Source organism: Thermodesulfovibrio thiophilus DSM 17215 (assembly GCF_000423865.1).
Taxonomy (GTDB): domain Bacteria; phylum Nitrospirota; class Thermodesulfovibrionia; order Thermodesulfovibrionales; family Thermodesulfovibrionaceae; genus Thermodesulfovibrio; species Thermodesulfovibrio thiophilus.
Window position 1 is genome coordinate 23,782 of record NZ_AUIU01000002.1, and the last position, 14,894, is coordinate 38,675.

The following is a 14,894-nucleotide window of genomic DNA, read 5'->3' on the forward strand; positions in this document are numbered from 1 at the left end:
CCTTTATTAAATTTTAACATACGAAATCTTATGATTACTATAAATTTTTGATATAATTAAATTACGAATGAAACAGGTTATATGGAAAGAAGTTGAAAAAATAATGAATATTTTTTCTGCCTATCCTGGAATTTTGAAAAATGCTCTTGATTTAGCTGAAAAGTTAAAATCCTCATCTCACACACCAACCATAGCACAAGAAATAGAAACGCACTATACAAAATATGCAGACTATTATTTAAAACATCCGCAGGGATATGACGCAACTTGCTTTTTGATTAATTACTTAATTGAGGGATTTGAGCAAACTGAAGATAAAGAAGTTTTCTTAAGAGCTGTCTTGAAAATTATTATAAAACTTCTTGAAGAAGACGAGGCAGTAAAAAACTATCTTTTCAGAAACATTATTTCAGATACTTTGAAATATTTTTATTTCATTGAGCTTGATAATTATTTATCCTATCTCGGGCTTCTAAAAAACATCAGCAAACTATTGCAAAAAAAACAAATTAATGATCCGCAGTTAATCAACTCCTTTACAAAGCTTTACCAGAAATATCTGCAGAGACTTTATTCACAATTTCTTTCAATTTTACGACCTGATGAGTATTTTAGAAAATTTTTCATTGATGGAATTGTTTTTATAAATTCAGCCTGTGAATCCCTATTTCAAGAAATTGAAAAAATGGCTGATGAAATTCCCAAAGTCTATGATCTTGACAAACTATTAACTATTCCTTCTGAAACTGAAATTTTAAATAAATTCAGAGAACTTCCAAAAAATTTCTTAGATTCCGGTGACTTATGGATTAATTTATTGACACATCTTCAATATCTGTGCTGGATACTTGATACAGAACAGTTAAAAGAAATTCATGAGTTTTCAATAAGAGAACTCGGACGAGCAATAAAAAATTTTTTGATTCATTCACAGCAAATAAATAATAAAAACTTTTTTTTAATTCTTGATACAGTATTTCTTCAATTTGAAAAATTTTTCTATAGACTTCCTGATGCTGTGATATTTTCACTGGAGGACATTGGAAATGCTATTTATAAAATAAAAAATAAAGAAATTTTAGATTATTATCTTGAGCACTTGATATTATCAGGGTTTCATACCCCTCAATTTAAAGGATTTTCTGAAAATTACACTATAAATGTTAATCGCTATCATATAAATAACTTAAGGCTATGGTTTAATTTAATTTCTAAAAGCCCATTGGATACAAAAGAATTGATAGCAGCACTCTGTATTTATCTATTTTTTGGAGGAGTTCATATAAAGGATACAGACCTTTTCCAGAGAGAAATAACAAAACTTCTCAATGCTGATATTGCTCCGATATTTTATCTAGTAAAACTGCTCTTAAAGAAAATTCCTGTTTATTTTAACGAAATAAATGCAGAAGGCGAGTTACGAATGGTTTCAACCCAAGTTGATGAAATGTTTAAAAGAAAAGATACTCTTGTACATTTTATAAGAAAGCAGATTCATGTTGAAAGCAGTCCTCTGATAATTGATTTAATTAAAAAAACAGTAGAATTCTGGATTACTGCTGACAGAAAAGTTCTTGAAAAATATGTACCTGATGAGGTTTTAAAAGATCTTAATTTAGTTAATGAACATCTGAAAGAGCTTGGATATATATTTAAAAAACTTTCAGATTCTGAGAAATTTGGTTCTGTTGAAACCATCCTTTCAACTCCAATGGATACAATAATGAATGAGATAAACTTGATTCCTGTCTCAGATACAGCCAAAACCAAAGCGATTTTAACAGTAAGGCTTTACCAGTTGTTGTATGCAAAATATAAAACAGACTGCAAAGAAGTCGAAACTCTTTTAAAAGAGGCTCTTTATCTCGGATTACCAGATGCAACACCGGTAATTGAGGCTTTATCTGAAAACTCTCTATTTAGAAAAATTGAGTCAATTATATCTTATCTTGAAAAGTTGAAAAGTATCATGACTTCATCTGAAAAATATGATGCTTTTGAAGATATAACTCACAAGAGGCATATTGTTGCAGGAATTCCTTCTGTATCAGGAAGATACAGTGAAAGAAAATTTAATGCACTTTCTGTATTTTTAAGACTTGAGAGTTTGCTTAACAGTTTTCTTGATGAAATTGAGCAACCAATAGACCTCAGCTTCATTACAAGAGCAACTCTTTTTAGAATAGAAAAATATCTTAAACTTTTTGGTAAAATTCTTGAACTTAATGGAATTTCCTCACAAAAATATATAAATACTCTTGCGATGCTGTCGGTAGCATTGGAGATAAGAAGATTCACATTCTCTCAATATATGGATATTTTCAGAAATTTTGCTGAGTCAATAAGTGATATGGTAAATATATATTGCACAGCGCCATACAAGAAATGGCTTAAAAAAATAATAATAAAAATTTCACAAAATCTGAATAATAGAGAGCTTGATAAGTTTGAACCCATAAGTACTCTATCAGAAAAATTTTTAAGAGATACGGTTGCTCAATATCCGGGTCTAAGCCAGCTTGATAGACTTATCAGCAGAGTTATTAACGCATCATACAATCAGGCAGAAAAACTTGAATATAAAGACCTTGACCTTCTTATGACATATGACCCCAAGAAGATTATATGTGATATTTATTATCCAAAAGAGGAAATCAATGATAGAATCCATCTTGGCAATAAAGGGCATAATCTGATAAAACTTGTTCATAAAGGAATTTCTGTGCCTCCCGGATTCATTTTAACTGCTGAAGTTTTCAGGTGCAGAGAAGCAATCAATAATTTTGAACCTGTAAAAGAACATTTAAACAAAGAGATTCATTTAGCCTTAAAAAGACTGGAAAATATTACAAAAAAAACTTTCGGAGATCCGGCTAATCCTTTACTTGTATCTGTAAGAAGCGGAGGAGCTATTTCAATGCCTGGAATGATGAATTCTTTTTTAAATGTTGGAATTAATGAAAAAATTATAGATGGACTTATAAAACAGACTGGAAAACCATGGTTTGTCTGGGACAGTTACAGAAGATTTTTACAGTGCTGGGGAATGTCTTTTGGACTTGACAGAGATGAATTTGACAATATTATAAATGAATTTAAGAAAAAATATAAGACAGATTTTAAAATTCAGTTTGTTGCATCTCAGATGAAAGAAGTTGCGACGACATATAAAGAATTTATTTTATCTAAAGGTATCTATATAGAAGAGGATCCGTGGATTCAGCTTGACATATCAATTTCACAAGTTTTCAATTCATGGTATTCAAAAAAAGCAAAGTCTTATAGGGAAATTCTAGGAATCTCTGAAGATTGGGGAACAGCGGTTGTGGTTCAGAAGATGGTATTTGGTAATTTTGATACGAATTCAGGTTCGGGAGTCTTATTTACACGAAATCCAAAAGAGTCTCTTGACAGACTTATACTGTGGGGGGATTACACCACAGGAGCGCAAGGTGAAGATATTGTTTCAGGATTGGTGAAAACATATCCTGTTTCAATAGAACAAAAAAATATTGAAGGTCGAATCAATGAAAAATCACTTGAAGAAACATTCCCTGAAATCTATGCAGCTTTAATAGAAATTGTAGAAAAACTGATTTATAAAGAGAGATGGGATCATCAGGAAATTGAATTCACTTTTGAAGGAAGAGGAAAAGATAATTTATATATTCTTCAGACAAGGGAAATGAGTTATGCTAAAAGAGAGCTTATGACAGTTTTTGTTCCTACTGAAATTTTGAATAAAAGCAGGCTTGGGACAGGAATCGGGGTAAGCGGTGGTGCGATATCTGGGAGATTGGTATTTGACGTGGAGGATATAAAAGAATTTAAACTTAAGGAACCTGAAATACCTGTCATCCTTGTAAGGGCTGATACTGTTCCTGATGATATAGTTCATATTGCCTCTGCAGATGGCATTCTGACTGCCAGAGGAGGTTCTACATCTCATGCATCAATAATTGCAACAAAACTTGGTAAAACCTGTGTTGTTGGCTTTTCAAAAATGATAGTTTACCAGCATGAAAAAAAATGCAGAATTGGCAAGAGAATACTCAAAAAGGGCGATCTGATAAGTATCGATGGAAGAAATGGTATGGTTTATCTTGGAAAGCATCCAACACAAACAATTTATCTCTCATCTGAATATTTTTAAACTAAAAAGGAGGGTTAAAAAATGACCAAATCTATTCTTGGAATTAATGGTCTGGGAAGAATTGGCAAGCTTACACTCTGGCATCACATTGGAAGAAAGCATTTTTCTGAAATTATTGTTAATCTTGGCAGAAAAGTTGGCAAATCTCTACAGGATGTAGCTTTTTATATTGAACATGACTCCACATATGGAAGGCTACATAACTATCTTTATGGCTATCGTTCAAAAACCGTTGTGGAAAAAATTGATGAATCAAACTCCACAATTGTTATTGACGGAATTCCTGTAAAAATTCTTACAGAATACAGAAACCCTAAAGACATAGGATGGGGCAGGTATGGAGCCAGACTTGTTGTAGATACAACAGGCAAATTTCTTAATCCAACACTGCCTTCTGATGTAAAAGAAGGCTCTGCAAGAGGACATCTTGATTCAGGAGCTTACAAGGTAATAATCAGTGCACCATTTAAAATAAAAGATAAAGCAAAAGATATTCCAGATGATTCAGTAACAGTAATTATGGGGATAAATGAGGAGATGTATGACAGTAAAAAACATCTCATTATTTCAGGAGCATCATGCACAACAACATGTCTGGCACACATGATGAAGCCACTCCTTGATTACTTTGGAGCGGAAAGAATACTGAGCGTCTCAATGGCAACAGTTCATGCTGTTACATCATCTCAGCAAGTACTTGATAGAGTTCCAAAAACCGATGCAAAGGATCTGAGAAAAATTCGCTCTGCAATGAATAATATAATTCTTACAAGCACAGGAGCAGCAAAAACACTTGCACTTGTCTTACCTGAAATGAAAAACATTGGTTTTATCGCGCAGTCAGTTAGAGTTCCTGTTGTAACAGGTTCATTGATAATACTTGTGTTGGCTTTCAAAGATGAAGAAAGCAATATCATTGATGGAGATTTGATCAATAAAATTTACAGGGATTCTGCTGAAAGACAGACAAGAGGTTATCTTCTTTTCACTGATGATCAGAAAGTTTCAACTGATATAATTGGCTTTTTCGGTCCTGCTGCCATAATTGAAGGAAGTGAAACACATACAAGAACTGCAATGATTACACTGGATATATCAAAAATGTGTAACATCGGCTCTCCTATTACTGATAAATTACAGATTCCTGTAACTCAGGCTGTGATATATGGCTGGTATGACAATGAACTCGGCAGCTACACAAACATGCTCGGTGACCTTACAGTAAAAGTTGCAGAGGATGTCTATTAATAAATTAGACATAAAAAAGACTTGACAAATCATACAATATAATTTAATGTAAAGTCTTACATAGGAGTAGATGTTAATTTAAATGGATATATGAGTGAGATTTAAAGTTTTTTTTAAAACTGACAAACTTCCAATACTTTACAGACAGAGATTTATGGCTCTGATAAAAGAGATACTTTCAAAACAGAGTCCTGAATACAAAAAAATTCTTTATCCAGATCAAGGTTTTTCCCATTCAAAAAAAGTAAAGCCCTTTACATTCGGGATTTTAATGCCTCCTCAAAGAAAATCTGTTAAAGAAAAAATATTCATAGATGAAAAGACAGCAGTTGAGGATATAGTTTTTTATTTTCCCCATAACTCTTATATTTCTTTTTTAATAAGCTCTATTGATTACGAATTTATAATTAATCTTTATAACGGCCTTATTGAAGAAAAAACTTTTAATTTTGGAAATGGTATAACCCTTGAATATAATCGAACATCTTTAATCAGAGAGAAAAAGATTGATCATGATGAAGTTATTTTTAAAACAATCTCTCCAATCTTAATTGAAGATGAGCAAGAAAAACCTGTTTTACCATTCAAAAATAACCTCGAGAGTTTTAATTTTCATCTTAATGCAATTCATGATCGAATTTTCAAAGATATCCGTAAAAAGGGACTTTCAAGACTTCTAAAGTTTGAACCTCTTCAGATAAAAAAGTCCGTAGTAAAACACACACTAAGCGGGTTCAGACAGCAAACAGGAAAACCTTATATGATGCTTACATGCTTTGAAGGCTGTTTCAGAGTAACAGGAGATAAAGAAGATTTATCTCTCCTTTATCAAATGGGCATAGGCTTGAGAACAGGTCAGGGATTTGGCATGGTGGATGTGGTGTAAAGGATTGAAAATTAATTTATAAGAAGAGAAGAAAAAAAATAAATATCATGAAACATAAACTTTATTTGAGAGATTGGTATTTTAATGCTGGAATAATAGGATTTTTAACGATTGCAGCTGATGGTAAAGAAATCTATAGTCTTCCATCATTGACAGTTGGTGAAAACTACATTGAGTTTGATAACGAGATTTTTGATAGTTTTGAAGATAAGTTTATCAAATATGGATTTCTAAAATTTTTTAATATCCAGGCGTATCTCCAGAGGATACAAAAAGTCTATAAAGAATTAACTGACAGCAAGTCAAAGATTACAACAGAAAAGATTGCTAAAAAAATTGAAGAGATTGAAAAGCCACCATATAAAGATTTTCTTAAATTGCTGGATATTCCAATAGAAGGATATCAGACTGTGGAAGATTTTCTTTACAATCTTGAAAATACCAAAACTATAATAGAATCTTTGCCTAAAGAAGAGATTTATAATATATTGAGTAGCACTGATAAAGGCAAGGAATCACTGAATGGTTTTGTAGAATGGAGATTTAAAGGTGTTTGTTCACATGACAGCATCTCAGAGTATATAAATAAAATTAAGAATACGAATCTACTAAAGAAGCCCAAAAATAACGACCTTTGTATATCCTGTCAGGAAAGAAAGGCAGAATATGAATTTAATAATGCTGTGTCCAATATTATTGGTTTCAACAAGGATAATGCCAACTGGATATGGGGGTTTAAGGCATCAAAACTGAAGATATGCCCATTATGTGCAATTATCTATAACTGTGCCTTTGTATCTTTTGTCTATGTTCTTAAGAAGGTTGAAGGAAATTATCTGAATTATTTCTACTTTCCAAACGAAGATACAGAAGTAAAAACATTATTCGAGACAGTCACGAAATTTAATCTTATGCTTGATAATATTCAAGATAGCAGCAATCCACTATATTCAATGATTAAACAGACTGTAGAACATATAGTAGCAAAACAAATAAAGAGTATTATAGAGAATATCAATTTTATAGAGATTGCTGACAATCCCATACTGGCAGGGCAAAGCTCAAAAGGCTATAATATCTACAATTACAATATCAGTCTTGATTTAGCTGAATTTCTTGATTCGCAGTTTAAAGCAAACAGTATTCCAAAAGGATCCTATGTAATAAGGAATACCCACTACAACATTGAGGAAGAGATCTTAAAGCTTGCAATTCAAAGACAGATTGATTATTCAGTTCTGAATAGCTATTTTGCTTATTCATTGAATGCAGACAAATATTTAGCCAAATATAATCTAAATAAAATAATAAAATTTGTATTTGGATATATTCAAATGATGAGAGGTGAAACGATGGGAAAAAGCGAAAAAATAATAAGTAAAGGATTTAAAAGTGGTATTAGCCTTCGTAATGAACTATTAAAAAAAGACAAAGAAAATCAAATCAACGGATTGGTTTATGGTTTTCTAAATGATCTGAAGATAGCAGATAGAGAAAAGTTCCTTGACAAATACATCAGAGCAATAATGTCTCATAGTCTGCCGAATCTATTTGGAAAGGAAGAAATGCTTGACAAAGATTGCTTTTTACAGTTTGGCTACTCATTTGTGAATGGGCTGATGAGTAAAGGGATAAAGGAAAGTGAAGATAATTTAAATGAGGAGGATTTGGTATGAATGAAAACAAATATCTACATCTTGCAGTAGTTTTTAAGGCGTCAAACTTAAATTATGGTGAAGGGGTGGGGAATATTCTGACACTTAAAAAGGTTACTACAGAAGGTAAAAACTACTCGTATATAAGCAGACAGGCTTTAAGATATGATATTGTTAGGATGCTTAAGGAAATGTATGGATATAACCTCGCAGAAGTGAATAAAGACGCAGGTGTTATCCAATTTGCGACGGGGGCGACGATTCAAGATTTTCCAGAAATAGATTTTTTTGGTTATATGAAAACTAAAGACAGTAATAAAATTAGAAAGGCTGTGGTCAGACTTACAGATGCTGTCAGTCTTGAGCCTTTCTATAACGAATTAGAATTTGGAACAAACAAGGGACTCGCAGATAGAATACCCAATAATGTTGGCAATGATATCTTTCAGGCAGAGATTCACCGTTCTTATTACTCTTATACGATAACCTGTAATCTTGATGAAATAGGGATTGATCCAATTGACAAAATTGAACTTTCTAATCATGAAAGGGCTGAAAGGGTTAAAAATCTACTCAATGTAATTAAACTCCTCAATAGAGACATTAGAGGCAAGAGAGAAAACCTTTCTCCATTATTTGTTTTGGGTGGACTTTATGATGTTGGAAATCCCTTCTTTTACAATAGGATAAAACTTTCATTTACAAAAGATACGGTTCTGCTCAATGAAAAGCTCATTAATGATACCCTTGCTATTAAGACTTTGCAAAAATCTGTTGAAGACCAGACGATGTTGGGTTATCTTAATGGTGAGTTTTCGAATATTGAGGATATAAAAATAAATCACTCTGAAAAATTTTCTATAGAAGAATTTTTTGAAAAACTTAAAAATAAAATTGACAATTTTTATGGTATCCAACATGAGAACAGTAAGGGTTAAACTTTACCAGAATTTTGTTAATTATAGGAGAGAGCTAAGCTATGGCTATGTTCAGACATATCCGCTTCCTACCCCTTCTATGGTTAAAGGCATGGTTCATGCTCTGCTTGATCTGGACAAATACCATAATCTCAGAATATCCATACAAGGCAATTATGAATCTGTTGTAACAAATATGCAGAAGGTCTATAAGTTTGATAGAGACAGAGCCTCAAGACCAAACAATCCCTATGATGTTGTGGTCGGAAATTCTAATAAAACTGCCACGCATGGCATTATGTTTGTTGATGAAATTGTGGATATGCAACTTCTTCTCCATATTTCTTTTGATGAAGAAGACTTAAATGAAAAACTCCTTGAGGCTGTAAAACAGAAGACAGTTATTTTGGGTAGAAACGAGGATATTGCCCGTGTGGACATTGAAGACACAGGGCTTGTAGATATTTTCCCCTCTAATGATGAATATAGGCTTTTATATAACATATATCTCAGACCAGAGATTTGCAAAAGTGGAAGGTTAGAAGGGACATATTACAGACTACCGTTTTATTATGAACCTGTCAGTTCATTTAGCGATAAGAGGATATTCAAATATGTTGACGTTGTTTATATTGCAAAAGGCAATAAAATCGAGTATTCAGACATTATTCTTGATAAAGATGGGTACTTGGTAAGTTTTCTCTCAATCTAAAATGGCTGTTTACGCTAAATCAAATCCCGCTGAAACTATTGAAGAACATAATAGAAAATTGCTTGAAAATTATGAAAAGCTGAAAAAATTTCTTGATAGAGAAAAGATCCAAAAATATGATGAAATTATTAAAAAGATCCTTTATTACCATGACCTCGGCAAACTAAACCATAAATTTCAGAACAAGCTTGGATTATCCTCAAAGGTCATAATTCAAGAGTTAAAAGGTTTTGACGAAATCCCTCATGAATGGTTATCCATAGCGTTTCTCTCAAAAGAAGACAAAAGATATTTTCATACATTTAGCACAGATGGTGTTTTCTTTGCGGACCTCGTCCAATACTGCATTGCATTTCATCATTCAAGGACAAAGCCTTTTGATAAAAAGGCCCTTGAAATGACAATCCGTCATGACCTTGAAAAAAATAAATACAAACTCGGGATAAGCTATCCCTTGAATTCTGACTATGACATAAATAAGGATATAAAACAAAAGATAGAATCTCAAACAAACTTTAAAAATTATTTCGAACTATTAGTCTTTTTAAAAGGAATTTTACATAAATGCGATTACACAGCCTCTGCTGATATCGAACCTGAGAAAAACTATGATGGTAACTATGAACTGGATTTCAATAATTGGGTATCTCAACAGGGTTGGCAGCTTAAACCGTTCCAACACGAGGCAAAAAGGCTTAGAGATAAGAATGTCATCTTAATTGCAGCAACTGGTTCAGGAAAGACAGAGTATTCTATGAACTGGATAAATGGAGAGAAGGCATTTTATCTTCTGGGACTGAAGACAGCTGTAAATGAGATGTATAGGAGATTTAAAGATATTTTTGGAAACAACGTTAGCCTTTTGCATGGAGAGATCAGCTATATGCTTGAAAATAACGAGGCAGATGAAAGCTATATTGAAAGGATAGAAACGGCAAGAAAGTTCTGCGCTCCAATAACCATTGCAACTGCTGACCAGCTTGTTCCAGCAGTCTTTAAATATAATGGATTTGAATTGCCTTATCTGACTGCATCTTATTCAAAAATAGTAGTCGATGAGATACAGAGCTTCTCTCCAGACTCTATAGCAGCAATAATGGTTTTTCTTAGCGAAATACATAGGGTTGGGGGTAAATTCCTTTTAATGACTGCAACGCTCCCACCTTTTATAAAAGATGAATTGAAAGGATTTCAGGATATAGAATTTCCTGAACAAGAGCTTCCACCAACAAAAAGACATAAGATAGCGGTGTATAATGAATATATTCATAACGATTCTTCATTAACACTGATCGAAAAAGAATTTCAAGCAGGTAAAAAGGTATTGATTGTTTGCAACACTGTCAAAAGGGCCCAAGAGATGCATGAGGTCTTACTGGATCTTAGCCCCTTATTGATACATTCAAGGTTTATTTTAAAAGATAGAAGGAAGAAAGAGAGCAACAAGTTTGGAATAATGGCTATTAATGATCCCACACATCCACCTGCAATCTGGATTGCAACACAAGTTGTGGAAGCAAGTCTTGATTTAGATTTTGATGTCTTATTTACAGAATGTTCTCCTATAGACAGCCTACTCCAGCGATTTGGGCGCTGCTGGAGAAAAAGAAACAAAGAATATGAGGACAATGAACCAAATATCTATATTTTTAAAACTGAACATACACGGGTTTATGATAGGGAACTGCTTGACAGAACCTATTCCCTGCTTTTGGCTGACTATAACGGTAGGATTATGGACGAGACGACCAAACAAAATGCAATAGTTATGGTTTTCAAGGATATTGAGAAAACAAAATATTATGAAAAATACAGACGGAATAAGGAATTGCTTGAATTGGGCCTCAGAGCGAGTTCAAGGGTTGAGGCCGAAGACCTTTTCAGAAACATTTTTTTTAATTATTGCGTTATCCCGCGCCCTGTGTATGAAAAAAATGAAAGAGAAATAACCGCATTGTTAAAAGATATTGACAGTAAAAACGTTGAAAAAATGCAACGCATTCAGGCAAAAAGTAAATTGAAGGAATTCACCGCTCCTGTTCAAATATTTAATCATCCTAAATGTTTATCTCCGGTTGCAGATTCGGAATATTGCAGGAGAAATAATATAATGATAATGAACGATGTAACATATTCTTATGAGAAGGGGCTTGAGCTGACAGACAAAGAAGGAGAAGGTGTATTAGTCTTATGAATGCACAGCTTCTGTAGTATCTGTTGAATTTTTTTATGAGGAGAGTAATTGATAGATATGACAACCCTTTACATTCTTGAATCCGTCAATAGCGAGAAATTTCCTTATCGTCTGACTATCAGACAGGGAGATAAGTTGTTACTTGCTCTCAGAGTGCAGGATAAATGGCCTGGACAAAAAGGCAATATCTTCTGTATCAGAGAAGAAAATCATGAACTTGAACCACCTGTGAAAGAAATTGAGAGAGTTCCCGTCATTTCCCTAAAGCGTTTTGGTAAAAGGCTCGCTATTGTCCTTGATAGATCTATAAACAAAAGATGCGATTTTTTATTCCTGAAAAAGAAGTATAAAACCAGAGAAGGAGAATACGAACAAATATTCTGGAGGACTCAAAGAGGACTAACAGAAAGAAAGCCCAGAGTTAAACTCTCAACTTATCATAAAGGCATGGTTCACGTAATAATTGATACAAATGAAAGATATCCCTGGCGATTTCCTAAAGATAGTATTGAGAAAGCTAAACTGCCTGTAGGAGACTATGCTTTAAAGGTACATGACAGAATTCTTGCTGTGGTCGAGAGAAAGACCTTTGAGAATCTTCTCGCAGAATTTGGTAGGATGGCAATATTTCATCAACAGCTTGGGGAACTTTCAACATATAAGTATTCAGCTCTTGTTATTGAAGCAAATTATTCAGATTTTTTAAATCTTTCTAAGTTGAAATTTTATAATCCTTCATTCGCGGCGAAGGCAATTGGTGAGCTGTATGCCTTGCATCCAGACATTACCATAGTGTTTACTGGAAATCGCAAGCTTGCAAATGAATGGACTTATAGATTTTTTGATGCCATAAACGCTCATGAAAATGATCTTCCTAATGAAACAATTTCGGAAATAATAGAAAAATACGATGCATCTTCAAAGACAAGAAGAGATGCTTATTTTGAGATAAAAAAGAAAATTATCAACAACCTGCCACCAGAGTTTACACTTTCTATGATAGAACAACTGTTTCCAGATACACCATACACAACCATCAAAAAGGTGATTAATGATCTCAGAAAAGAGGGTGTTATTGAAAAATATGGCAAAGGAAAGAAGAGCTATTGGCAGAAGATATAATTGATATAATTAATTTTCAATCTTTAAAAACTACTGGAATTAAGGTCAATTACCTTTATGTCTGCGAACGGAAGCTATGGCTTTTTGACAGAGGCATCCAGATGGAGTCTACGTCTGATAAGGTCTTGATAGGAAAGCTGCTCGGAGAAGATTCATATCCAAGGGAAGAGAAGAGGGATATGATGATTGATAACCTTATAAATATAGATATTGTCGGTAATAACGAAATACGGGAAGTGAAATATAGCAACAGGATGTATAATGCAGACAGGATTCAATTGCTCTATTATCTCTATTACCTGAAGCAGCTCGGAATAGAAAAAAAGGGCATTATAAACTATCCAAAGATGAGGAAGCGGGAAGAGATAATCTTGACAGATGATGGTGCAAGAGAGGTTGAGGCAGCACTGGTGCGGGTGAAGGAGATTGTAGGCATGGATAAGCCGCCTGAGTTGCAAAAAAAACCTTACTGCACAAAGTGTGCATATTATGAATTCTGCTTTGGATAAAAGATGAGAAACTACTACATATTCTCAAATGGCAGGATAAGACGTAAAGAAAATACCGTGTATATCGAAAATGAACAGGGCGAAAAAAGGGCTATACCTATTGAGGATATTGATACCATACATGTCTTCGGAGAGGTTGATCTAAATACAAAACTACTCAATTTCCTTGCCCAGCAAAATAAAATTGTGCATTTTTATAATTATTATGGTTTTTATTCAGGAAGTTTCATGCCGAGGGATAGAAATGTTTCTGGAGAACTCCTTGTGAAACAAGTAGAATATTACCTTGATAATGAAAAAAGATTCTACCTCGCATATTCTTTTGTAGAAGGTGCCACATTTCACATTCTGAGAAATTTAAGAGAATATAAAAATACAGAGAATTTTCAGGAAAAAATAAGAACTGAAATGATAAAAGCATTAGAAACTAATACAATTAACGAGTTAATGGGATGTGAAGGAAGAGCGAGAGATATATATTATGAAGCTTTCAATGTGATACTGAAGCCAGAATTTTTTATAGACAAAAGACAAAAAAGACCCCCAACAAACCCAATAAATGCTTTAATTTCTTTTGCAAACAGCATGATTTATTCCACAGTGCTTTCTGAGATTTATCACACACAGCTCAATCCAACCATAAGTTATCTTCACGAGCCCAGACAAAGAAGATACTCTTTAAGCCTCGATATTGCAGAAATCTTTAAACCTCTAATCGCAGATACAATTATTTTTAAGTTGGTAAACAATAACATGCTCAAAATAGAAGATTTTGAAGAAGATGTCAATTACTGTTATCTAAATAATACAGGAAGAAAAAAATTCATCAAAGAGTTTGACCAAAAACTTGCCACTACTATAAAACATAGAAAATTAAAACGACATGTGTCTTATAGAAGTCTGATAAGATTTGAATGTTATAAACTTATAAAACATCTGATAAATGATGAGCTATATAAACCATTTAAAGCATGGTGGTGATTGTGCCCTATTTAATCGTTACTTATGATGTTGGCGAAGAAAGAGTGAATAAAGTAAGAAAAATTTTAAAAAAGTATTTCATGTGGGTGCAGAATTCTGTTTTTGAAGGAGATATTACAGAAGGAAAGTTTTTAAAATGCCGAATTGAACTTGAAAAAGTCATAGATAAACAAGTTGACTCAATTTATTTTTACACTCTCGAAAACAGACTAAATTACCGAAAAACAATTCTGGGAATTGAAAAAGAATTAACAGAGAACATATTTTAGAAATCGCATCGAAGATGGATTTTGATACTTAATTGAATTTTTACTGAAAAATCAATGAATTATAGTCAGTTAATTTTCATTAATTAAAACACAATTAAAGGTTCAATGCAAATAAGTTAATTGCATAAACTATTTACAAAAATTAAAAAATAGCCTAAAATAGTTGTTAAATGAAGCATTAAAATAAAGATTATAGTTCTTTGAGAAGATCGGCGTTTCATCTGAACCATGTGGGATATAAATTGTGA

Annotated in this window: 11 protein-coding genes; all 11 read left to right on the forward strand. The window is 33.0% G+C overall.

The genetic code is table 11. From position 1 onward, the window contains the following. The first annotated feature begins 67 nt into the window (after positions 1–67). The 11 genes from G581_RS10070 (at position 68) to cas2 (ending at position 14,646) form a co-directional block, all read left to right on the forward strand. Entirely contained in the window at positions 68–4,153 is a 4,086-nt protein-coding gene (locus G581_RS10070; RefSeq protein WP_051178581.1) for a PEP/pyruvate-binding domain-containing protein, read from the forward strand. Positions 4,154–4,174: 21 nt separating this feature from the next. Next, positions 4,175–5,401, forward strand: coding sequence for a type I glyceraldehyde-3-phosphate dehydrogenase (locus G581_RS0100430; RefSeq protein WP_028844133.1), 1,227 nt, complete (start codon positions 4,175–4,177; stop codon positions 5,399–5,401). A 94-nt stretch (positions 5,402–5,495) separates the two neighbouring features. Beyond that, positions 5,496–6,287, forward strand: a complete 792-nt coding sequence (gene cas6 / locus G581_RS0100435; protein WP_028844134.1) for a CRISPR-associated endoribonuclease Cas6 — start codon at positions 5,496–5,498, stop codon at positions 6,285–6,287. Between the two features lie 47 nt (positions 6,288–6,334). Further along, entirely contained in the window at positions 6,335–7,963 is a 1,629-nt protein-coding gene (gene cas8a1, locus G581_RS0100440) for a type I-B CRISPR-associated protein Cas8b1/Cst1 (protein WP_028844135.1), read from the forward strand. Further along, a complete protein-coding gene (gene cas7i / locus G581_RS0100445) occupies positions 7,960–8,880 on the forward strand; it encodes a type I-B CRISPR-associated protein Cas7/Cst2/DevR (protein WP_028844136.1) in 921 nt (306 codons plus the stop codon). The genes cas8a1 and cas7i overlap by 4 nt, the downstream gene beginning before the upstream one ends. Beyond that, a complete protein-coding gene (gene cas5 / locus G581_RS0100450; protein ID WP_028844137.1) occupies positions 8,861–9,571 on the forward strand; it encodes a CRISPR-associated protein Cas5 in 711 nt (236 codons plus the stop codon). The genes cas7i and cas5 overlap by 20 nt, the downstream gene beginning before the upstream one ends. A gap of 1 nt (position 9,572) precedes the next feature. Beyond that, positions 9,573–11,765, forward strand: coding sequence for a CRISPR-associated helicase/endonuclease Cas3 (locus tag G581_RS11445; RefSeq protein WP_051178583.1), 2,193 nt, complete (start codon positions 9,573–9,575; stop codon positions 11,763–11,765). Between the two features lie 57 nt (positions 11,766–11,822). Continuing rightward, positions 11,823–12,887: an ERCC4 domain-containing protein gene (locus G581_RS0100460; protein ID WP_028844138.1), complete on the forward strand. Its 1,065-nt coding sequence runs from the start codon at positions 11,823–11,825 to the stop codon at positions 12,885–12,887. Next, complete coding sequence (gene cas4, locus G581_RS0100465; protein ID WP_239638999.1) at positions 12,872–13,396, forward strand: CRISPR-associated protein Cas4; 525 nt, start codon at positions 12,872–12,874, stop codon at positions 13,394–13,396. Before G581_RS0100460 ends, cas4 begins: the two co-directional genes overlap by 16 nt. A 3-nt stretch (positions 13,397–13,399) precedes the next feature. Then, positions 13,400–14,377 (forward strand): type I-B CRISPR-associated endonuclease Cas1b, encoded by a 978-nt coding sequence (cas1b, locus tag G581_RS0100470; RefSeq protein WP_028844140.1) that lies wholly within the window; start codon positions 13,400–13,402, stop codon positions 14,375–14,377. Then, positions 14,368–14,646, forward strand: a complete 279-nt coding sequence (cas2, locus tag G581_RS0100475) for a CRISPR-associated endonuclease Cas2 (protein ID WP_038064452.1) — start codon at positions 14,368–14,370, stop codon at positions 14,644–14,646. Before cas1b ends, cas2 begins: the two co-directional genes overlap by 10 nt. Positions 14,647–14,894: the final 248 nt, after the last annotated feature.

Coding starts and splice junctions, on each gene's coding strand:
- G581_RS10070 (WP_051178581.1), top strand. CDS start 68: ATGAAACAGGTTATATGGAAAGAAGTTGAAAAAATAATGAATATTTTT.
- cas5 (WP_028844137.1), top strand. CDS start 8,861: ATGAGAACAGTAAGGGTTAAACTTTACCAGAATTTTGTTAATTATAGG.
- cas2 (WP_038064452.1), top strand. CDS start 14,368: ATGGTGGTGATTGTGCCCTATTTAATCGTTACTTATGATGTTGGCGAA.
- G581_RS11445 (WP_051178583.1), top strand. CDS start 9,573: ATGGCTGTTTACGCTAAATCAAATCCCGCTGAAACTATTGAAGAACAT.
- G581_RS0100430 (WP_028844133.1), top strand. CDS start 4,175: ATGACCAAATCTATTCTTGGAATTAATGGTCTGGGAAGAATTGGCAAG.
- G581_RS0100460 (WP_028844138.1), top strand. CDS start 11,823: ATGACAACCCTTTACATTCTTGAATCCGTCAATAGCGAGAAATTTCCT.
- cas8a1 (WP_028844135.1), top strand. CDS start 6,335: ATGAAACATAAACTTTATTTGAGAGATTGGTATTTTAATGCTGGAATA.
- cas1b (WP_028844140.1), top strand. CDS start 13,400: ATGAGAAACTACTACATATTCTCAAATGGCAGGATAAGACGTAAAGAA.
- cas7i (WP_028844136.1), top strand. CDS start 7,960: ATGAATGAAAACAAATATCTACATCTTGCAGTAGTTTTTAAGGCGTCA.